This is a genomic window from Allorhodopirellula heiligendammensis (genome assembly GCF_007860105.1).
Lineage (GTDB): Bacteria > Planctomycetota > Planctomycetia > Pirellulales > Pirellulaceae > Rhodopirellula > Rhodopirellula heiligendammensis.
In genome coordinates, this window is the sequence record NZ_SJPU01000002.1 from 1,641,929 (window position 1) to 1,662,098 (window position 20,170).

Annotated in this window: 19 protein-coding genes; 5 read left to right on the forward strand and 14 right to left on the reverse strand. The window is 57.2% G+C overall.

Annotation, left to right across the window (positions count from 1 at the left end; translation table 11 throughout):
* Both Poly21_RS16455 and Poly21_RS16460 read right to left on the reverse strand, forming a co-directional pair.
* Positions 1-1,494, reverse strand: coding sequence for a hypothetical protein (locus Poly21_RS16455; RefSeq protein WP_146408003.1), 1,494 nt, complete (start codon positions 1,492-1,494; stop codon positions 1-3).
* Positions 1,495-1,632: 138 nt separating this feature from the next.
* A complete protein-coding gene (locus Poly21_RS16460) occupies positions 1,633-2,334 on the reverse strand; it encodes a DUF502 domain-containing protein (RefSeq protein WP_302119228.1) in 702 nt (233 codons plus the stop codon).
* A gap of 277 nt (positions 2,335-2,611) precedes the next feature.
* On the opposite strand from Poly21_RS16460, the gene Poly21_RS16465 reads away from it, so the two are divergent.
* Both Poly21_RS16465 and Poly21_RS16470 read left to right on the forward strand, forming a co-directional pair.
* Positions 2,612-3,610, forward strand: coding sequence for a phosphatase PAP2 family protein (locus tag Poly21_RS16465; protein ID WP_146408005.1), 999 nt, complete (start codon positions 2,612-2,614; stop codon positions 3,608-3,610).
* Positions 3,610-6,522, forward strand: coding sequence for a mechanosensitive ion channel domain-containing protein (locus tag Poly21_RS16470; protein ID WP_146408006.1), 2,913 nt, complete (start codon positions 3,610-3,612; stop codon positions 6,520-6,522). Before Poly21_RS16465 ends, Poly21_RS16470 begins: the two co-directional genes overlap by 1 nt.
* Positions 6,523-6,825: 303 nt before the next feature.
* Here Poly21_RS16470 and Poly21_RS16475 read toward each other — a convergent pair whose 3' ends face one another.
* From Poly21_RS16475 to Poly21_RS16525, 12 genes are all read right to left on the reverse strand, one after another.
* Entirely contained in the window at positions 6,826-7,362 is a 537-nt protein-coding gene (locus Poly21_RS16475) for a hypothetical protein (protein ID WP_146408007.1), read from the reverse strand.
* The gene (locus Poly21_RS16480) at positions 7,349-7,909 is read right to left on the reverse strand and encodes a response regulator (protein ID WP_146408008.1); all 561 of its coding nucleotides are present in this window, start codon (positions 7,907-7,909) and stop codon (positions 7,349-7,351) included. The genes Poly21_RS16475 and Poly21_RS16480 overlap by 14 nt, the downstream gene beginning before the upstream one ends.
* A gap of 128 nt (positions 7,910-8,037) precedes the next feature.
* Complete coding sequence (locus Poly21_RS16485) at positions 8,038-9,276, reverse strand: sensor histidine kinase (protein ID WP_146408009.1); 1,239 nt, start codon at positions 9,274-9,276, stop codon at positions 8,038-8,040.
* Positions 9,277-9,287: 11 nt separating this feature from the next.
* Positions 9,288-10,007, reverse strand: coding sequence for a hypothetical protein (locus tag Poly21_RS16490; protein ID WP_146408010.1), 720 nt, complete (start codon positions 10,005-10,007; stop codon positions 9,288-9,290).
* Positions 10,008-10,489: 482 nt separating this feature from the next.
* Positions 10,490-11,380, reverse strand: a complete 891-nt coding sequence (locus Poly21_RS16495) for an RAD55 family ATPase (protein ID WP_302119234.1) — start codon at positions 11,378-11,380, stop codon at positions 10,490-10,492.
* Positions 11,381-11,518: 138 nt separating this feature from the next.
* Positions 11,519-12,115: a peroxiredoxin gene (locus tag Poly21_RS16500; RefSeq protein WP_146408011.1), complete on the reverse strand. Its 597-nt coding sequence runs from the start codon at positions 12,113-12,115 to the stop codon at positions 11,519-11,521.
* Between the two features lie 50 nt (positions 12,116-12,165).
* Positions 12,166-12,480 (reverse strand): Dabb family protein, encoded by a 315-nt coding sequence (locus tag Poly21_RS16505; RefSeq protein ID WP_146408012.1) that lies wholly within the window; start codon positions 12,478-12,480, stop codon positions 12,166-12,168.
* Positions 12,481-12,569: 89 nt separating this feature from the next.
* Entirely contained in the window at positions 12,570-12,722 is a 153-nt protein-coding gene (locus Poly21_RS27620) for a hypothetical protein (protein ID WP_302119236.1), read from the reverse strand.
* Between the two features lie 6 nt (positions 12,723-12,728).
* On the reverse strand, positions 12,729-13,766 hold the full coding sequence (locus Poly21_RS16510) for a ferrochelatase (protein WP_146408013.1): 1,038 nt from the start codon (positions 13,764-13,766) through the stop codon (positions 12,729-12,731).
* On the reverse strand, positions 13,766-14,281 hold the full coding sequence (locus tag Poly21_RS16515; protein ID WP_146408014.1) for an ACT domain-containing protein: 516 nt from the start codon (positions 14,279-14,281) through the stop codon (positions 13,766-13,768). The genes Poly21_RS16510 and Poly21_RS16515 overlap by 1 nt, the downstream gene beginning before the upstream one ends.
* 679 nt (positions 14,282-14,960) lie before the next feature.
* A complete protein-coding gene (locus Poly21_RS16520; protein ID WP_146408015.1) occupies positions 14,961-16,895 on the reverse strand; it encodes a sulfatase-like hydrolase/transferase in 1,935 nt (644 codons plus the stop codon).
* Between the two features lie 163 nt (positions 16,896-17,058).
* A complete protein-coding gene (locus Poly21_RS16525; RefSeq protein ID WP_146408016.1) occupies positions 17,059-18,462 on the reverse strand; it encodes a dipeptidase in 1,404 nt (467 codons plus the stop codon).
* Between the two features lie 172 nt (positions 18,463-18,634).
* Between Poly21_RS16525 and Poly21_RS16530 the strand changes: the two genes are divergently transcribed.
* From Poly21_RS16530 to Poly21_RS16540, 3 genes are read left to right on the forward strand one after another with little or no spacing between them, the layout of a single operon-like run.
* Positions 18,635-18,997, forward strand: coding sequence for an ATP-dependent Clp protease adaptor ClpS (locus Poly21_RS16530; protein ID WP_302119237.1), 363 nt, complete (start codon positions 18,635-18,637; stop codon positions 18,995-18,997).
* Positions 18,998-18,999: 2 nt separating this feature from the next.
* Positions 19,000-19,305 (forward strand): hypothetical protein, encoded by a 306-nt coding sequence (locus Poly21_RS16535; RefSeq protein WP_146408017.1) that lies wholly within the window; start codon positions 19,000-19,002, stop codon positions 19,303-19,305.
* 4 nt (positions 19,306-19,309) lie between these two features.
* The gene (locus Poly21_RS16540) at positions 19,310-20,119 is read left to right on the forward strand and encodes a TatD family hydrolase (protein WP_146408018.1); all 810 of its coding nucleotides are present in this window, start codon (positions 19,310-19,312) and stop codon (positions 20,117-20,119) included.
* Positions 20,120-20,170: the final 51 nt, after the last annotated feature.

Consider the following 20,170-nt stretch of genomic DNA (forward strand, 5'->3'; position numbering starts at 1 on the left):
TCAGGCTGCGTCCATGTTTGCGGAAGTTCGGAGAGAGTTCGATCTTGGCCGGGCATCGATAACTTTCAATGCGATGCGGTCTTGCAGGTTGGGCCGAAAAATCGTCAACAGCAGCAGCGGTAGGAACCAGCCCATGTACATGCCACCACCGTAGCCGTGCCAGAATTGAGCGGCGATCATCAGGCCCGCCGAGCAGCTGATCAGAATGCCAAGATTTTTCTGCGCCGGCCAGATCGCGAAGAAGAAACTTAAGATGACATATGCCACGATCACTGGCAGACGCCACACTGGATTCCAGCCCAGTTCCCAGATGCCACGTGGATCTTGGGTCGGGAAGAAGAGGCCGAACATGCGACGTAGATGCTCAAAGAAGGGCTCGGTACCGCCGAGGACCAGCAGCGCCATCAACACACACAGCATTGATAAAACGCCGACGACGAATCGCCGGGCACCACGTTGCCAGTAAAAACTGAACCACAGTGGCAGCAGAAAGAGCGGGTAATAAACCAATCCTGCGGCAGCACCCACAAAGAGTCCCGAAAAGAACGGCTTGCGATACAGGAGAATTGCCCAGAGGAGCAATGCGGACGGCACAAAGTGATCAATGCGACCGGTCATTTGGGACGTGTAAGGCATCAGGAGGTACAGCGTCGCGCAGCCAGCGCCAGCGCGGAGGTTGCCGAAGTGGCGGTTTCCAATTAGCAGGATGCCGATCAGGATCGCTGACTGGCTGATGATAGCGATGATTTTCGCGATGGCGGCTCGGTGTCGTTGCGGGGGCGAAAGTTCGTCGAGTGTCGGCGGTTCGGCACCTGCGATGGCTTCGCTGACCGGGCGCACCGGAATGGTCGGCAGCATATTCATCAAGGCATAACCCGGTCCCAGTTCAGGGCCTTGCTCGCGCTGGATCTCTGGCGTGCTGGCGACGACATTCGCCATCATGAAAATAAACAGTGAGACGCCGAGAAAATTCAATCCGCCCGTTGTGAGATTGGGATCCAAGAGCGGACGCCTGACCATCAGCGGATCGAGCAGCATGCGAATCAATAACGCCATCTCGATAACAAACAACCAGATAAACCCGCCACGTCGTAGTGACACAGCGGAGTCATAGGCGGCCGCTTGAGCTTCGGTTCGCGGTGCCTCCTCGATCATGTCATCGAGCATTTCAGCGAGTTCCAATTCGCTTACCGCTCGGCGGGCATCGTCTGCCGACGTGGGGCTGGAGTCGTCCGCGACATTCTTTGCGGGTTGCTCCGCTCTCTCTTGTTGGGCAATCGCTTGAACGAGCTCGCGGTCCAATCGGGTTTGCCGGCGGTAGCCCTCGTTGACCATCAGCAGTCCCGGAGCGAGCAAAATCAGCAGGGCGATGTCGAGGTTGCGAATGCTCCAGAATCGCCGGAATACGAAGAACAGTCCAATCGTCAAGAACGACGACATGTAGACCCACGTGGTGGGGTCGGGACGGCGGTAGTAAACGAGAAATTCGCTCATCGCAATGGAACCCGACCGGACTGCTCAAAGTAGTGACGGTCCGGTGGAAATAACGCCCGGCGGAGAGAGTGCAGAATTGCTCTAGGATAAACGTAGCGACGGGCTGACGATATCCCTCGTGATCGGCAACACGGCGGCTTAGTTCTCGTGCACCGATTCGCCACGCAATATTTTCTGGGAGTCCAGCCCGAGTTTTTCAAAGGCGCCAAGCACGTCGGGGAACGGAGTTTGAATCGCCCGCACACGGTCGGGTGTGACGTTGATGACCGTGCCACTCCAGGGATCGGGCGAACCCGGCAGGTACAGCGTGACCAGTTCATCATGCGTCGGGGTTTCGCCAATCTTCCGCTCTGAGTTCTCTCGGTCGGGAGCATTCGAAACACCTGAAATGGAACGCTCGACTTCGAAGGCTAATCGGGTATATCCCTCCAGTTGCACGCACACGGGTTTCAGCCGGTTTTTGGCTATCTCACCACCAATGTTGCCGCTGAGTTGCTCTTTGAAAATGGCGTAACGGGGGAACATCATCAACAGGTATTTTTCGACCCACGTCGTGAACCGACGCGCGATCGAGCGGCTGGCCAGCATCCCAGCCAGAAAACACAGTAGGACAATGATCAGTACCACAATCACAATCACCAGGGCATAGCCGGTGGTCCCCTGAATCCCAAGCCAGTCTCGCAGGATGGGATGGATTTGCATCGCGATGGCGACCACCACCTGGGCAACTTGACCCAACAGCACGCATAAGACGACCAAGGGAAGTAGGAAGAAAATCCCCCCAATGGCAGTCGCACGGAGAAATGAGAAGTGACGATTGACGTGATTCATGGCGGTCATCAACGAAACACAGGATTGCCATCGTAGCGGGACCACTCGTTGGTCTGCGCCGAAACATTGTAGCCCGGACCGCTCCGCAGGTTCGGGCTATCGTATCTTCATTCGCATCGGGCGGAGCTGTCGGTGGACAATGCACATGCCGGTATACCCCATTGTGGCCAATTGGGGCGAGTTCAGTCGTGGAGTGTCTGCATTTTTTTGGCTCTGATCTATCGGGCTGACACTCCGATTGGTTAGGCATTCAAGATCGACGTTCGTCGTTCAGGTCCTCAAAAAAATGCTCGATCAAAAGGACACTCCCTTGGATCGCTCCCACCACGATACTTCACGTTCGGAACCCGTCAGTGCCGCGCACGTCAGTCCGCGTCTGGACTGCCCGCAACCGATTGCCTCGGCGAGTCGCCCGGGCATCAGCACGGCGACGACGGAGGCCACGACGCTCTATCGCCCTGAGACGCTCGTATATATGGCCGCCATCATGGCCATGATGGTACCGGTGTTGACCCTTATCGACGCGGGTGTGGCGGCATTCTTTGCAACTTCACCGCTGCCTCGTGATCTGGACTCAGCGCTCGAACTGTCATTGATATTCTCGCATGGCACGGGGGTATTTCTCGTGCTGATGACCATCATGCTGTTCGCCCCGCGGATGCGTTGGCAAGTACCGCGACTGGCCACACTTGCCCTGGGCGGCGGTGCAGTGGCAACAATTACGAAGTGGTTTGTGCTTCGCCCCCGCCCGAATAGTTTGGATTTGGCATACTTCGGTAGCGATTCGGCCTGGCTGTGGGCGTTTGACTGGGACCTCAGCGAAATTGCTGCGTTCGACGCGAGCACGCGTGCGTTCCCCAGTGCCAACGTCGTGACGGCCACCGCGTTGACGATTGGTTTGTGGATCATGCTACCGCGTGGACGGGTGCTTTTTGCGACCATCTGGATCGGTGTGCTATTGGAACGCCTGCATGCCGGGGCACACTTTCTCAGCGACGCCTGCGGCGGCATCGCAATTGGCTTGTTGTGGTCGTTCGTCTGTTACCATCCCAAATTGATGGGAACGCTATTCGATCGCATGGCCCCTGAACCTCGTCGACGGCGGCGATCGAGCGACTCCATTTCACTCCCCAGCGGGGCGGGCGATCGTAAGCTTGCCGCAGCTACGGCTACGTCCACAACATCAGCAAGTCGCTCCCCCTCCGATGATCACCCAGGGTTTAGCAAGCAAGACACTGCCGGGCGTGAGCAAACTCAAACTCATTTTGACGAACGGGCCGCCTGATGAATCCCATCCCGCTGCCGCGCGCCCGCTGGAAGTTACTGTTTTGCCTGCTGCTAGGTGTCGCTGCGCACGCCCCTTGCTCAGGGCAAAATGCTCATCTCTTCTCTTCACCTCGGCCTGATTCACCTCGGCCCGAATTGCAGCGGCCTGAATTTCTGCGACCTGATTCACTGCGGCACGTCCCGGCTCGGCAAGAATCGTCTGCCGCACGATGGGACTTCTCGGATGCCGATCGCTCTGCTGGCTGGGGTGTCCCGCAGAGCCCACTGAGATCAGCTCAACAGTCGCAGGCGAGATTTCGTGAGATTGCCGATGCCAATGTCGCGCCTATCTCCGAGGTTGCCAATGACAACGCGCATTTTGTTGAGCAGTGGATCGATCTTGCGGAGCGACACTCTGATCTCTCCGAACGACTCGACCAAGCCACCGCTAAACTGCAGGCCACTTCGGCTGATCTCGACGACATCACCTCGAAAATCGAGCACTATGGTTTGACGCCCACGATTGGGTTGCTACTGCGGAGTAAGCAGGACCAATTGGATCAGTGGCAGGTCCGCGACTCGGATAATTCATTCGTGAGTGAAGACCTCGCCCGCGCGCGGGCGTTGCAGTTGGCCATCGAAATGGTTGATCACGATGGCTCGAACGTGCAGGCGCAGAGTGAGCGACTTTGGGCGGCAACGCAGCGGCCCGCATCCGTTAGCGAAAAATCACAACTGCAGGCTCTCCTTCGCGACCGGCATCAATGGCTGACCGCGCTGCGACAGGGTTACGAGGACTACCAGCAAAAATTGAGCGAGCTCGATACCACGACGCGGGCCTCGACGAAACTGACGAGTGATTATCGCCGGCTGGTGGACCGCCACATCACATGGATTCGTAGTGGCCAGCCACTCGGCCTCAGCGATCTGAAGCAGCTTCGCAGCGGCTTGGCAGCATTGTTGGACGCTCGTCGTAGCGGAGATTTTGGATACTCGCTGCAACGCAAATGGGTTTCTGATTCTGTCGCGGGAATTGGATTGATGTTCTCGATCGTGGTCATTCTGATCGTGCGTTGGCGAGCCAAGACGTGGTTGATCGGTATCGGAGAACGGAAGCGACTGCGACACGCAACCACCGACGCTCGTCTACTCGTAGCGAGCGTGCTCACGGTGACTGTGGCCCTGACGCTGCCCACAGTGCTTTATGCTATCGCGCGCTGGCTGGGCAGTGGCTATGTTTCCGAATCGACGCTCAATGCATCCAGCGGATTTTATGCGGCAGCGTTGGTCGCTTTGCTGGTGGAAGTACCGCGGCAGCTACTGCGCAATTGGGGTTACGTCGATAAGCACGTGGCCGTCGAGCTTCCTCGCCGCGAGCGTGCTTCAAATTACCTGAAGCTGATCGGGTTCGCGCTGGTAATGGCGGCCTATCTAATCAGTTTGACCGCAGAAATCGACCATGGCATTTGGCGAGGTTCCGTCGCCCGCGTCGGCTTCATCGTGGCGATGTCCTTGGTGGCCTGGACCCTGCATCTGTCGCTGCGACCGAGTGGTGGTTTTCTCGAACCATTGATCGCGAAGTTGGGTGGCCATGTGATCCATCGCATCCGTTTTGTGATCTACATCATCGGTGTGGGATTCCCGTTGGCAATGATCGCCCTGACGGCACTCGGATATGGTTTTACTGCGATTGCCATCATCCAACGCGCGATCATCACGGTCGCTGCCCTGCTGATCGCGGTCACGCTCTGGCCGGCGGTGAAGATTCTCTCTGCGCGAGGATGGGCCTTGCTCACCGGCACGGCACCGCCACCGAGCAGTCGGGATGAGCACTCTGATCATCGTGATCCCGTAGACTCGTCTGCGTCCGGCGTCTTGGCCGAGCACTATTTGGAGTTGAAGCATCAACTGGCGTTTCTCTGCCAGTGTGCGTTAGTGTTCGCCACCATCGCGAGCGTGGCATGGCTGTGGATCGACATTTTTCCCAGCATGCACCTAGGCAATCCCGTTGTCTGGAATGTCCATGACACCGTCACCAACTCTGTGGTGAACGAAGCGGGGCAAACGATGGTGAGCTCCAGCGTCGAAACCACACCGATCACCATGTTGCACCTCGGCTTTGCAGCGTTGACACTGTTCGTCGCATTCCAACTTGCCAAGTTATTGCCGGCCTTGTTCGATGCATTGGTGTTGCAGCGAGTTTCTTTCGACGAAGGGATGGAGCACTTTTCGCTGGTGCTCGGACGATTTGTATTGTTCGCCGTGGGGTGCTTTATCGCGTGCAAAACCATTGGTATTCGCTGGCAAACGATTCAGTGGTTAGCCGTTGGATTGACCATCGGTTTGGGGTTTGGGCTGCAAGACATGGTCCGCAATCTGTTTGGCGGGTTAATTGTGCTATTTGAGAAGCCGGCCCACTTGGGCGATTTCATCTCCGTCGGCAATGTCCGCGGACGCGTCGCTGCGCAGCGACTGCGCACGACCATCCTGTCGGACGACGATGGTCGCGAAGTAATCATTCCCAATCAAAATTTTGTCGGTGAGCAGGTGGTCAACTGGCGTGGCGCGGGACGACTGAGTGTGATCCCAGTCGAGGTCGCCGTCAGTCGCGACGAGCGTCCCGCCGACGTCTGCCGGCTGTTGACCGAGCTGGCAATCGAGCAAGATGATGTGTTGTTGACCCCGACGCCGCAGGCCACATTGGTGTGTGTGGGGAAGCGTTCGCAGCGGATCGAGTTGCGGGTGTGGATCGAAGATGGCCACGATGCCGAGGTTTATCGCGACGCATTACTGAGGCTAGTCCGCCGCTATCTAGCGGAGAAAAACTGGCTTGCGAAAACGCAGCCGGCTCAGCCACCGATGCGTGATCGCTGGGACGGTTCCGAACGCGACGCTCCCCGCCGACGCAGCCGAAATGGCCGGGCTGCTTGATATCTGGCCGGTGAGGTTTCGCCGAGCTTGCTCCCTTCGTAGTCAGCATTCATTTGCATGCGAGACCGCAGGGGCACGGCGTCTCTGTCCCCGAGAGGAACTCTGTCCCCGTGAGGAACGCAGTGGATTCAGTACTGGCGTATCGCCCCGAGTTGCTGCCGCCCGTCGACCATGCCCAGACGCTGTTTCGATAGGTAGAAGTCAAAGACTTGCGCAAGTCCACTCGAGTGCCAAAATCCAAAGATTGAACAGGCCCGATTACCATCCAAACGGCTGGTCAAAACACATTGTCCGCCAGACGATCTACCCATCCTGTGCCGGTGGTCGCGCGATCAGTTCCCAGGAGTCGGGCTCTTGCAGCAGCGAGATCAGGTCGGGCCAACTCGCTTGCAGTGCCGCGGCTACTTCCGCGGGAAACTCGCCTGCGATCGTCGTCAAATCTGCAAGGGGATCTCTACCAGAATCTTGCGCCGATGCGCCATCGTGCAACAAGTACGTGACCGGTGGGTTGATCATCCATTCGACGAAATGCTCCGCCAAATGCGTCGTGATGTCTTCCGCCGCGTCGGGGTAATGACCATCGGCAATCAGTAAGAAGTGACTGACTTTCATGCCCCGTGGATAGAGTCGATCACAGCCCCGCTGGAGCACGCCGGCGATGCGATGTCGTAAAAACGAGAGTTGGGCATCAGGTTCCAGATCGCGGTACGGATCGAGATTGCCATCGTCGGAGCGTAATAACGGTATCACGGTCGCTTCAGGCCCGATCGCTGCCACGTGCCAGCGGAACGCATCGGTACCAATGAAGACAACCAATAAAGCGGGTTCACGGTCGTGCATCGGACCCCTTTAGCAATCGCAGGTAGGTGCGAAGCGTTTCGGTTCGCGATTTGAAAGTTTCAACCGCATCAGCATCTCGCACCGCCGGTTCATCGCTAGTGACGAAACTCACCGCATCATCAAAATAGTCATCCAATCCGCTGAGTAATTTTGCTTCTGCGATCGTCTCGTTGTACTTCTGGGCGGCGTCGCGTAAGACCTCGATTAAATCATCGGGATCCCATGGCTTGCTGATGTAGCGATACAGTTCCCCACTGTTGATCGCATCGACGACGGCGCGGGTATCGGCATACCCGGTGAAGATGATCCGTACGGCGTCGGGGTGTTCAGCTCGTACCTTGCCCATCAGTTCGGTGCCGGTCATGCTCGGCATGCGTTGGTCGGTCATGATCACATGCACATCTTGCTCAGCCATGACTTTCATTGCCTCGGCACCGCTCTTGGCGGTGAAGACCTGGAAGTCGCGCCGCAGCAGTCCGGTCAATGAGAACAGCACGTCCGGTTCGTCGTCAACAATTAGAATGCTGGGCTTGGTTGTGGTGGGCATGTTGGCGACTCAGTGGGGATGGCAAATGGCGGATGATCCGGTCCTCGAAACGATGGGGCTCGACAGGTCGGTGGCTTCTCGAGACAGTGGCATCCACCGACAAAGAATCCCCTACCTCGCGAACTTCGCTATTCAAGTTGTTCATGCTCGCTGGTTGCGGAGCGGGCCAATGGCAGGTCAATAGTGACTTTGGTGCCACAGTTTAGTTGACTCTCAACGCTCATGATACCGCCATGGTCGCGCACAATTCCATAGCTGACAGACATTCCCAGGCCGGTACCGGTACCGACCGGTTTGGTCGTGAAAAAGGGTTCAAACACTCGTCCCAATGTTTCTTGATCCATTCCACAGCCGGAATCTTCGACTTCGATCCGCACTGCGTTATCTACCGGCAGCATACGAATCAGAATCGACGAACCCTCCGGGCTGGCTTGGATGGCGTTGAGCAGCACGTTGTAAATGACCTGATTGATCTTGTCGCCGCGCCCTGGGACGGGAGGCACGGTTTGCATTTCCGTTTTAATGCCGATGTGCTGTTTCTCGATGTCGTGCTTAAGCACTTCCAGCGTAGTTGTGACCGCGTGAATCAGCGCTACATCGTCTTGAGCGGCTTGATCCAAGCGAGCGAAATCTCGCAGGTTTTTGATGATGTCACGGACGCGTGTCAGCCCCTCGGTCGAGGACTGGAGGAGTTGCGGTAGGTGCTGACGCAGCCAAGCAAAATCACAATCGCTCTCGATCTGTGTCAGCTCCTCCATGAGTTCCTGAGGTGCGCCGCTGAGATACGCTCGTGCCTCTTCATATTTTTCGACGAGCGTAACGATCTCACCTAGATCTCGCCGCAGCACTGCCAAGTTATTGGTCACGAATGCGATGGGGTTATTGATCTCATGAGCCATGCCGGCTGCCAACTGCCCGAGGCTGGCGAGTTTCTCACTTGCGACCAGCGCGGCCTGGGTTTCTCGCAGTTGGCGATTTTGCTCGACGAGTTCCCTTTCCAAGCGGATGATACGTTCGCCCTCGCGAATCCGCACCCGTAGCTCTTCCCGGTCGTAGGGTTTCACTAGGAAGTCGTCGGCGCCCGCTTCCATCGCTGTAATCAAATCTTCCTTTTCGGTCTTCGCCGTCAACAGAATCAGGTAGCAGTAGCCGGGCCGTTGCGAACCACGGATCCGCCGGGTCAGTTCTAGCCCGTCGACGTTGGGCATCATCCAATCCGAAAGGACGATCGAAAACGAATCCGACTGAAATAGCTGCCACGCCTCTTCGCCGTCAACGCATTCGACGACCTCATAATCCCATTGCCGTAGGTAGCCAACGAGCAGGCGGCGCATGACCATACTGTCTTCGGCAACGAGCACTTTCATGACGTCTCCCTTTAAGCCGTTAAGGGCAACGGCGTTTGGCAAAGTTGTGTGGAGTAATCAGCCAACTCGCTCGCCGAAACGCCCGCTTCACTGCGGTCCATCACGATCCAGGGACGCGCTTTGCGAATCACTCCTTTTTCCAAAAACTCGCCGAAGATTCGCAGATCCAGTCGCGTTCGGCTGCAGCGATTCTTTGTAAATGGCGCGTCGGTTGGTCCCAGCAGCACGATCAGCTGGCCACCGTCCTCTGTGCGGCGAGCACGAACGCCGACCTGCTCCGGGACCGCAGCCGAAAACTCCGCCAGACGCTCATCGGGTTCGCCGCGTGCGGATAACGCCAGTGACGGGGCGGTGTCGAGCAGCGAGGTCTGGATGGAGAAGGTCGGTTCCCAAACGATGCGGGTCGCTGTCGCCTGGACGACACGCACAGACATTCGCAGCGAGTACTGACCGGTGGACTGCGGAAAGCTGACCTTCCAGGCATCACCGCAAACATACTGCTCGGCAGCCGTCGGTAAGTCCTGCCCACCGACATTGGAAACGGTCAGCTGAAGTGACCCCTCGCGATTACCAAACTCAATCCCTAATCCGCCTCCAGACGCCGCACAGATCCAGTCCTGATGCTGCTGTTTCGGTTGCGTCTCGCAGGGGCCCTCGACCATCCAGTGGCCGTGCAGGCCGTTCTTGAATTCGTCAGGTTGAGCACAGCTGGAGTCGTGAATTTGCCACATGGTGAAGGGATCTGTAGAAAAAAAGGCGTAGAGATAAGTGTGTTCAATGCAATCGGATCCCACCATCGCGAAACGGATGCGAAGGCCGACTCGACTGTCAGTGTGAAGATGGCTACCAGTACGAATAGGGCGACTCGGGCGGACTCTCTCTCACGGTGACGGCCCGGGCGGCGGAGGCATCATGGACAAACTCTTCGAACAGGGGCCCGGCCTTGCTGTGATCATAACCGATCCGAACGTGAGCTGGTTCGCCCTGTGACCGAATCGTTGTGCGTTTGAGCCGAGAAACGGGGGGAGCACCGCATGCTTGGACTAGTGGGCCGAGACGCGTGAGCGGCCGGGCTGGCGTCGTCGTTCGGTGCCCTACAGCACTCGGCTGACGTTTAAAGTCGCGTCATTCCACACTATTCGAGAGGGGGCATCCGCTGTCGCTTCAGCGCAATCGACGGTCGCGGTCGTCTGCGCAGGTTGCCGCTCCTATTTCACGATGGGGTCAACAAACGCAGCCCCGATTCTTCGATGACGTATGGCACAATGGATTCGTCGCAGGCACTACCGCGATGTTTGGCCACGTACAGCGCCCGGCTCACACGATTGCCATCGCGAACTTTACCCATCAAGATGATCGTATTGGCGTTGGAGAGCACGTCACCGCTCTGGATTGGTCGCGAAATCAAGTCATCGAGCATGACCTCGTGGCTCGTTGCCATTAGCAAGCAACCCAAGTCATCGCGACTGTATGCGGTTCGGGCCACCTGTTCGGCATTTTCCCGGTAGTGCACGCGGAACAGATCGCGGGCCAACCAATCGTATTCTTTACGAATGATCTGTCCGTAAACGTATTCAATCAATTCAAATTGAATCGATTCGGCTGCTCGATCCACCGGCTCGACACCGTCAACGACGACGCGGCGGACTCCATGAATGAAATTGCCGTAGAAGAATGCGATCGCTTTGTCCAGTCGCTTGGCCTGCTCGTATTTCCATTCACGCCAGGCATCTGGCCCCATGTCGTCTGCGGTGACGCGGCGACCGATGTCGTTGAATAGGTGCATGCAGTCGCGGCGAGCAAGCTCTCGGTCCCAGATTCGATTGGGATCCACTCGCCCACTGACATCTGTCTTGGTGAGTTCCCAGTCAAACAGGCGACGTGCGTATTCAGCGTGACTTTGGGAGTCGCCCCGGGCGGTGAGATCAAATAGGATCCCTCGCTCACCCTCCTGAGCGAGGCCCTCGTTGGCAAAGCTAATCCCCAGTTGGGTTTTGCCGATGCCGGTTGCGCCTAATACCACCGTCAATGTTCCCGGTAGCAACCCGCCACCCAACAAGTCGTCGAGAGCCGCGATCCCTGTCTGCAGTCGCTCTTTAGTCACAGGCGAGACTCCTGGCCATGTCTGACAATTGATTTCTGTTGAACCGCGTACCCACCGGGGCCACGAATTTGTTGTCGCCGCGGAGGCATTGCCCACGCGGCTTCAACAAGTGATGTCGAAGGAGTTTCCTTGACTCGCCTATGTGGCGTATTCAGCGCCAAAGAATTCTTTACTGCCGTCGACGTCCGCCTTGATCGTCCGCGCGCCTTCCTGCCAGTTCGCGGGGCAGACTTCGCCATTGGTTTCGAAGAACTGCAATGCCTTGACCATTCGCAGTGCTTCGTCAACGCTGCGGCCCAGTGGCAGGTCGTTAACGACCTGGTGCCGCACCACGCCGTCTTTGTCAATCAAGAACAGGCCACGCAGGGCCACGCCGCCATCGAGCAACACATCGTAATCTCGCGATATTTGCTTGGTGAAATCGGCAACCAACGGATACGCCGTCTTACCAATGCCACCCTCATTACGCGGAGTGTTGGTCCACGCGAGGTGCGAGAAATGGCTATCGGTCGAGACACCGATAATATTCACCCCGAGCGATTCAAACTCTTTGGCCCGGTCGCTGAACGCGATGATTTCGGTCGGACACACAAACGTGAAGTCCAGTGGCCAGAAAAACAGCAGGATGTACTTCCCTTTGTAGTCACTCAAGGAAAAGTCATCCTTGAACTGGCCATCGGGCATGACGGCGGTGGCTGTGAAATCGGGAGCTTGCTGAGTAACCAAAACGCTCATGGGTATCTCTCTGTAGTAACGGGAGTGAGTAAGGTTGTTGGAAAACGCGATTAGGCGTCCCGCAGATTGCTATCGAAAACTTGGACGACGTCCCAGTTCGGTTTCTGTTCCTCGATGAACGCGAGGTGTCGCGGTGCGACCTGGTACGCGTCGTGCGAAGCTTGATTGTCGAAGACCACATGCAGGGCGACGTCGTAGTCTGCGTTGACGGGACGGTCATAGTGGGGTTCACGCACTCCGACGGCGAATTCCAGAGCGCCGTCGTGCCCGGTGAGGTATTTCTGGGCTGCGGCGACGAGGGATTCAACCGACGCTTCATCGCGATTTTTTAGCTTGAAGAAAACTTGGTGGGCCAGTCGTGACATGCTGATCGCTAGTTGGAAAGGAGTGGAGTGGTTTGCCTCGCTGGCACGCCGGGTTGATAAATCAACAGCCCGCTAGCCAAGATGCTTTTCTACTTAGGCCGGGGCAGATGGCCTGTCAACATGACGCCGGCCAGCCAATAACGCCAATGATCATACAAGCTCGGCGTCTCGAGGAAACCCGAGACAATGTCAAACGGCTTGCTGAGCATCACCGCGGCTGTTGGCCGCTGAGATTGCGGCATGAATTCTTACCCAGGTCGGCCGGAAGGGCGACGAGGGATGTAGGTGCAGCAGTCCGCTGGGCAGACGTCGTGCCAGGGCCCAAGTTTGCCCAGGGATGGCTTTTCATCGATTATCCCCAGGCGCTCTTGTACGAGCGAGCGAATCATCTGGACGAACTTGGGCGACGTCCCCGCTGTCCTAGCGCGGGCCATCTTGATACCCCGCTGGGCACACAGATCAGCGGCTTCTTCATCCAAGTCGAACATGACCTCCATATGGTCGCTGACGAATCCGATCGGCAAGATGACGAGCGCCGAAATTTTCTGCTCGTCATCGAGTCTGGCAATCTCATCGAGCACGTCGGGTTCAAGCCATGGCTGAGTCGGCGGTCCGCTGCGGCTTTGGTAGACCAGATCCCAGTCGCTCACCTCCGAGGCGTCGGCTACCAACCGGCATGCCTCCCGCAGTTGCAGCTCGTAGTCACAGTTTTCTGCCATGCTCAGCGGGATACTGTGAGCGGTAAACAGCAGTTTCGTTGCCCGCGGTTCGCACTCGATCGACTCCGCTGCGGCGCGAACGCTATCGACCATCGTGGCGATAAAATCAGGGTGATTGAAACCCATTCGCACCTTCTCGATCAACGGTGCACCCTCACCGACCTGTTCGCGGGCAGCTGCAATATTTTCGCGATATTGGCGGCACCCACTGTAAGAGCTAAACACGTTGGTGAAGAACGCCAGAGCACGTTGGCGTCCATCGGCCTTCATCTGCTCGAGCGTGTCAGCAAAATAAGGTTCCCAATTTCGATTGCCCCAGTACACCGGCAGATCGATTCCGGCGGTTTGGAACTCGGACTCGATGGCAGCTAGTAACTCGCGATTTTGCTGGTTGATCGGGCTGACGCCGCCGAAATGCGCGTAGTGCTCAGCGACCTCGAGCATCCGCTCGCGCGGCACATTTTTGCCACGCAGCACGTTCTCGAGGAAGGGAATCACATCGTCGGGGCCTTCTGGCCCACCGAAGGATACCAGCAGGAATGAGTCGTACGGAGTCGGGCTCGACATCAAACAGCTCCGCCGTCACCAGTTGCGTCATCTCCATCCAAGTCTGCTTCGGTGATGATGCGAAAGCCCTTGTCATTGAGCGTTTTCATCGCCTCATCGATGCCTTCGACCATAATGGCCACGGCGGGTTTGCCATGCGGCCGGACGATCAACGGATAAGCTTGGATGATATTCAGCTCCGCTTGTAGCAACGCGGTGCACACACGCAGCAGCGGCTGGGGCCCTTCGGGCAACTCCACCCCAATCAGATCCGTTTCGATAATGGCCAGCCCCGAGCGTTCGAGAATCTCTCGACCACGATCGGGATCGCTGATCAGAAACCTGACGAACGCGCACTCCGCAGCATCATTGATCGACAGGGCGACGATTCGAATCCCCGTCCCTTCAAAGCGGCGGATGACTTCGAGCAATTGACCGACGCGATTCTCAAGGAAGATCGTGAATTGTCGGATCGCGGGGAACTCACGTCCCCTTAACGTTTCATAAGGGGTGCTCACGTCGGAACCAAAGTTCATGCGACCGTTCTCTGTCTGGTGGGCGGGAATAAAAAACTGTCCGGCAAGGGCCTCTCGCTCTCCCAGCAACGTGAGCCAACTTTCACAGGGCACCGGATGCCCCATGCCGCCAGCAAAATTGTCGGCTCGCCGAATCAGCGGGTGGCGGGATCAGCTTCCTTATCGGGCAAGTTCGATGTTCAAGAGTGTAGCGAGGACAGCCAATTCGGGCAAACTGACGTGGTATAACCAGCAGCGTTCTATTCACCGAATTCGTTGCTCGCAGGTAACTCAATACGGAACGAAAGGAGGCCGCCGCAGTCAGCGTTGACGCCGCACCGGGATAACTTGCCAGCAACGAAGTCAGGCAAATCGCGGTCCAGTCGTTTCCTTGACAGGCATCGGCGCCTAGAACCATTCCCCTTCACTAGAACGTTGTTAATTCTACAGATGAACCTGTGGTCTAACGTTTCGATCGCGTCGCAATCATAGCCTCATCCGAAGTAACTTAATGAAAATGCGCGTTCCTGAACGGACAAACATCGCGTGAATTGGCGAACCCAATGCGCCAGCGAGGTAGCTCATGGCGTCCCTCTCTAGCGATGTGGGTTCCTATTTTCACGTTGATATCGCAGGTGTCACTATGTGACCAACGGGTGTCACGCTACGCTGCCAGATGACAATTTCGTGGCCGCGATCCTCACTCTCGCAGGGTCTGGAGCAGTCGGTCGACGTAATCACCACCCCGCTTGGGAGCGTTGTCGTGCTTGCCCTTGATCGCCTCGAGCGTTTGGCCAGAAGTCACTTGCACGGATTCACGATTTGCATCGACTACGTTCAGTGCTGCGATGCCGATGTAGTACCCGTCGCGCGGTTGATCAGCCAGTCGCATCAGTACTTTCGTGGCGGCTGCCTGCAACTGCTCGTCTTCCACTCGCATCAAACCGTCGACGGCCGCCAAGCGAACGCTTGGGTTGGAATCCTCGAGGAGGCTCACGAGCAATTGCGTTGCGGCGGTGGCTGTCTCGGCGGGCAATGAATCTCGGTGCGCCTCGAGTCCCAGCGCCAAACCGCGGGTACCCCAGTATCGCACGGCACTGTCATCGTTCTTGCACAGCTGTGTCATGTTGCCGACGACTTCCGCATTGCAGACCTGCCAGGCGTCGCTGGCTTGCCAGGCCGCCGACACGAGGCCGTCGACATCAAATTCATCCGAGAGTGCGTAGGTGCGTGGGGCGACCTCCTTGGTGCGGAGGTGCATTTCAGCTTCGGTCAGCAGGCCCAGGTCACGGGTCGAGCGCATCCACTGCTTCGTCGCGTTTCGCAGTTCCGCCAGTTTCTCTTGATGTTCGGGTGAGGAAGCCAGGTTGTTGACTTCGTCTGGATCGGTCTGCAGGTCAAACAGGTCTTCGACGGGTTTCGTCTTCCAGAATCGTGCTTGAGCTTCGTTAAGTTCACCCGCATCGAACAAGTCTTTCCAAATGCGGGTTGTCGGTGTCTCAAACATGTAAGCAACGTGTTTGAGGTACGGTCGATCGGGATAGAAATGGCGTAGATAGACGAAACGCCCATCAGTGCAACTGCGAACCATTTCGATGCGCTCGTCCATCCGTCCGCGGTATCCGAACAGATGTTTTTTAGGCTGACCATCGAACTTGCCCATGAAGGGAACGCCTTGCATGTTCTGGGGCGGCCGTGAGCCCGCCAACGTGATCGCGGTCGGTGCCAAGTCAACGAAGCTTACCAACCGGTCGGTCATGCCGCCCGGTGCGTAGTCCGCAGGTGCGAGGTGGCGATAAGCCTCGGGAACATGAACCACCAGAGGTACCTGCAGCCCCGAGTTGAGTGGCCAACGTTTGCTGCGGGGCATACCGCTGCCATGATCGCCGTAATAGAAAATGATCGTAGAGTCGGTTAGCCCAGCTTTCTCGATTTGATCCAGGGCTCGGCCAACCTGCGTATCCATTTCGGTCAATCGATCGTAATATTGGGCCCAGTCGCGACGAACCTCCGGTGTATCGGGATGGTACGAAGGGAGGGGAGCGTTCGCTGGATCATGCACCAGGGTGTGGGGCTGATTACGGATCTTGCTTTCGTGCGAAATCGTGTAGTTGAAAACGCTGAAGAATGGTGTCGACTTGTCGGGCCGATTCTTCCAGTGCGCCTTGCCACCGCTCTCGTTCCATCCCGCATCACTATCGGCCTGGGTGAAATTGTAGTCGGTCTTGGAATTGTTGGTGCAATAGTAACCCGCCTCGCGGAGGACACGCGGGTACAACTTGATATCGGTGGGGAGTGCCACGCTGCTCCGCATGTTTTCGCCACCGAGGCTCGTTGCATACATCCCTGAAATGATCGTCGTCCGAGCCGGGGCGCAGACAGGAGCATTGGACCAACACATTTTGTATCGCAGCGACCGGGCGGCCAGTTCATCAATGTGCGGTGTGTCGGCGTACGCATCACCGTAGCAGCCGAGTTGGGGGCCGTTGTCTTCGCTGGTTAACCACAGAATGTTCGGGGGCGGAAGTTTGTCAGAGCCTTCGTCGGCATGTCCTGGGCTGCCGGCTGACAGGGCGAGCAGTGCCGCCAGGCTCCCAGCAAAAGTGAATGCGAAGCGTAGGAGGGTGTGATTCATGGGGAGCCTCGTGATGGGGGTTCAGAAGTGGGGAAGTGTGAATGGGGCCACGCTCACTTGAATGTGGCCGAATCGATGCCGGGTTTGCCGCTCCAACCACGCTCACGCGAATGCAGTTGCATCGCAATAGTGAAGACACTGGTGAAGGGACTGGCAAGCAAACTCACGGCTTGCCAATCGCTTGCCAGAGTGCGGCGGAGGCGCGAATGCCGCGGTGGAAATCAGCCACGGAGAACTTTTCATTGGGGCTATGGGCGGCATCGTCATTCTGACCCCAGCCGAGCAACAACACGTCGCACCCGAGCACCTCTTGGAACCGTGCTAGGATCGGGATTGAACCACCTTCGCGGATCATCACGGGCGGTACACCAAAAGCGGATTCGACCGCATCAGCGGCGGCGATCGTGTACGGGCTGGTGGCGTCGGCCAGCATCGCTGCGGCTCCATGATCGGGTTTGAGTTCGATCCGGACTCCGGTCGGGCAGTGCCGCTGCAGATGCTCGTCGATCAGGCGTGTGACGCGCTCAGGATGTTGCCCGGGCACCAAGCGGCAACTGAACTTAGCGGAGGCTTTGGCCGGCAATACTGTTTTCACACCTTCGCCTTGGTGACCCGATGTTAGGCCATTGATATCGAGTGACGGTCGCCCCCACCGGCGTTCGTCGGTCGTGAATCCAGGTTCGCCCGCCAACGCGTTGGCTCCCACGCTGCGGGCAAATTCAGCGTCATCGCTGCCGAGCTGTTTCCACGCGTCGCGTTCAATATCGGGAATGGGCAGGACGTCATCGTAGAATCCGTCAATCGCGATCTTGCCGTCCTTGTCGAGCATGCTCGACAGCAGATGACATAACGCCATCGCTGGGTTCATCACCGCGCCGCCAAAGGAGCCACTGTGCAGATCATGGCTGGGGCCGTCGACGAATAACTCATACGTAGCGATCCCACGCAGACCGCAGGTGATGGCGGGGCGATTCGGTGCGTACTGGCTGCTGTCGCTGACGGCGACGACATCGCAGGCGAGTTTGTCGGCGAGGCGCGGCAGGTACTTTTCCAGGTTGCCGCTGCCGACTTCCTCCTCACCCTCGATCAGGAACTTAATTTGAATCGGCAGTGTTCGCCCGCTGGCGAGCCACTGCGTCACCGCCAGCACGTGAGTGAGGACCTGCCCTTTGTCATCGGTGGCACCGCGTGCATAGATTTTACCATCGCGAATAACGGGCTCAAACGGGGGGCTGTCCCACAGTTCGAGTGGTTCGGGAGGTTGAACATCATAGTGTCCATAAACCAGGGCGACCGGTGTTTTTTTTCCGTCACGAGCTTCAGGTAGGGGAGTTTCAGCGTAAATCAGTGGAAATCCATCCGTGGCTATCGATTCCGTCATCAACCCCGCGTCGGCGAATTTTTGCTTGACCCACTCCGCCGCCGCGTGAACATTTTTCTTTGCGGACGAATCGCTACTGACACTCGCGATCCGCAGCCAATCCATCAATTCACGCTCGAAACGATCGGCGTTTTTAGCCAGGAAGTCGAGAAAGTCGGCGGGTAACAGCGGAGATGAAGTCGTCATGGTGAAGTTCTGTGAGGGGAGTCATCGCGACTGTGCGGATTGGGCAATCCGTGAGCACGGGGGTCGCGCAACCTTTGGGAAAATCGGCGCAGCAGGCCTAACAGGTGAAATCGTTTCACCACTACAATAACGTTTTTGCGGTACAATCGTGATTGAGGAGAACCAAGAAATCATGTCTGACGAAGAAAACATGTTTGAAGAAGTCGTCTCTGTTGCTGTTGCCGAACCGAAAACGAAGAAGCAGTCGCGGACCAAGCCGAAACGGCAGCCGCCGTATCACGTGATTTTGTGGGATGACACCGATCACACGTTTGACTATGTCATTAAGATGATGGGTGAGTTGTTCCGGATGCCGCGAGAAAAAGGCTATCAACTCGCCAAAGAAGTCGATACGAGCGGTCGGGCGATCTGCATGACGACGACGCTCGAACTCGCTGAGTTGAAACGAGACCAGATTCATGCGTTTGGTCGCGATGATGCATCGGCACACTGCAAAGGCAGCATGTCTGCGACGATCGAACCCGCTGAAGGTTGAAAATGAAATCTCATACGGCTCAGACCGTGCTGGACGAATGTTACCTCGAAACGCGTGCTAAGCTGCTCGAAGTCGCAGCGGTATTGGACCGTGTCGACCGGGCGGGGGCAACGAAGTCACCGTTAACGGGTGACGCAGCTGCCAAGCGGGAGCAAATTGCCGAAGCGATCCAGATCCTGCTGCTCGACACACCCACGCGGGCGGAATCAATCCAGCAGCTGTTCTCGCGCCCGTTTGATCCGCAGTGGCGTTCAAACTTTGGACTGCAGGTCGAGCACGCCTCCCCATCCAACACACGAGAAAGCTGAAGCGATGGATTTCATCGACCCGCACATTCACATGGTCAGCCGCACCACGGACGACTATGAGACGCTCGCCCGGATGGGCTGCGTGGCGCTCAGTGAGCCCGCCTTTTGGGCAGGGTTTGATCGCGGCAGCGCCGATGGTTTTCGCGACTACTTTGAGCAGCTCACGACGGTCGAACCCCGCCGGGCGGCACAGTTTGGGATCGAGCATTATTGTTGGTTGTGCATCAATGCCAAAGAAGCGGAGAACGTCGCGCTGTCACGCGAAGTGATCGCCATGATCCCCGAGTTCCTCGATCGACCTGGGGTGCTTGGCATCGGTGAAATCGGACTCAACAAAAATACGAAAAATGAAGCGACCATTTTTCTCGAGCACCTTGATCTGGCGGTCGAACATGACCAATTGATCCTGATCCACACGCCGCATCTGGAGGACAAGTATCAGGGTACGCGGATGATCTTGGATATGCTGTGCGACGACTCGCGGATCAATCCCGATCGTGTGTTGGTCGACCACGTTGAAGAGCACACGATTGGCGAGGTACTCGATCGCGGTTTCTGGGCGGGGATGACGCTGTACCCGGTTACGAAATGCACACCCGACCGGGCTGCCGACATGATCGAGCGTTTTGGCGGCGAGCGTTTGCTGGCCAATTCCGCAGGCGACTGGGGGATCAGTAAACCGACTGCGATTCCGGATTTGATTTTCCAAATGCGGCGCCGCGGCTACGACGAATCACTGATCCGACGCGTGGTGCATGACAACCCCGCCGAGTTCTTTGCTAAGAGCGGCAAATTCGTGCAGCCGGTTCGGTAGATTTCCACCGTCAGGAAGCAGGCGTCATGGAAGATCGATCTCGCTGTGGAA

What these genes read in the sequence shown, in the direction of transcription:
- Poly21_RS16455 (WP_146408003.1), bottom strand. Translation starts at nt 1,494, where the DNA reads ATGAGCGAATTTCTCGTTTACTACCGCCGTCCCGACCCCACCACGTGG.
- Poly21_RS16460 (WP_302119228.1), bottom strand. Translation starts at nt 2,334, where the DNA reads ATGACCGCCATGAATCACGTCAATCGTCACTTCTCATTTCTCCGTGCG.
- Poly21_RS16465 (WP_146408005.1), top strand. Translation starts at nt 2,612, where the DNA reads ATGCTCGATCAAAAGGACACTCCCTTGGATCGCTCCCACCACGATACT.
- Poly21_RS16470 (WP_146408006.1), top strand. Translation starts at nt 3,610, where the DNA reads ATGAATCCCATCCCGCTGCCGCGCGCCCGCTGGAAGTTACTGTTTTGC.
- Poly21_RS16475 (WP_146408007.1), bottom strand. Translation starts at nt 7,362, where the DNA reads ATGCACGACCGTGAACCCGCTTTATTGGTTGTCTTCATTGGTACCGAT.
- Poly21_RS16480 (WP_146408008.1), bottom strand. Translation starts at nt 7,909, where the DNA reads ATGCCCACCACAACCAAGCCCAGCATTCTAATTGTTGACGACGAACCG.
- Poly21_RS16485 (WP_146408009.1), bottom strand. Translation starts at nt 9,276, where the DNA reads ATGAAAGTGCTCGTTGCCGAAGACAGTATGGTCATGCGCCGCCTGCTC.
- Poly21_RS16490 (WP_146408010.1), bottom strand. Translation starts at nt 10,007, where the DNA reads ATGTGGCAAATTCACGACTCCAGCTGTGCTCAACCTGACGAATTCAAG.
- Poly21_RS16500 (WP_146408011.1), bottom strand. Translation starts at nt 12,115, where the DNA reads ATGAGCGTTTTGGTTACTCAGCAAGCTCCCGATTTCACAGCCACCGCC.
- Poly21_RS16505 (WP_146408012.1), bottom strand. Translation starts at nt 12,480, where the DNA reads ATGTCACGACTGGCCCACCAAGTTTTCTTCAAGCTAAAAAATCGCGAT.
- Poly21_RS27620 (WP_302119236.1), bottom strand. Translation starts at nt 12,722, where the DNA reads ATGCCGCAATCTCAGCGGCCAACAGCCGCGGTGATGCTCAGCAAGCCG.
- Poly21_RS16510 (WP_146408013.1), bottom strand. Translation starts at nt 13,766, where the DNA reads ATGTCGAGCCCGACTCCGTACGACTCATTCCTGCTGGTATCCTTCGGT.
- Poly21_RS16515 (WP_146408014.1), bottom strand. Translation starts at nt 14,281, where the DNA reads ATGAACTTTGGTTCCGACGTGAGCACCCCTTATGAAACGTTAAGGGGA.
- Poly21_RS16520 (WP_146408015.1), bottom strand. Translation starts at nt 16,895, where the DNA reads ATGAATCACACCCTCCTACGCTTCGCATTCACTTTTGCTGGGAGCCTG.
- Poly21_RS16525 (WP_146408016.1), bottom strand. Translation starts at nt 18,462, where the DNA reads ATGACGACTTCATCTCCGCTGTTACCCGCCGACTTTCTCGACTTCCTG.
- Poly21_RS16530 (WP_302119237.1), top strand. Translation starts at nt 18,635, where the DNA reads ATGTCTGACGAAGAAAACATGTTTGAAGAAGTCGTCTCTGTTGCTGTT.
- Poly21_RS16535 (WP_146408017.1), top strand. Translation starts at nt 19,000, where the DNA reads ATGAAATCTCATACGGCTCAGACCGTGCTGGACGAATGTTACCTCGAA.
- Poly21_RS16540 (WP_146408018.1), top strand. Translation starts at nt 19,310, where the DNA reads ATGGATTTCATCGACCCGCACATTCACATGGTCAGCCGCACCACGGAC.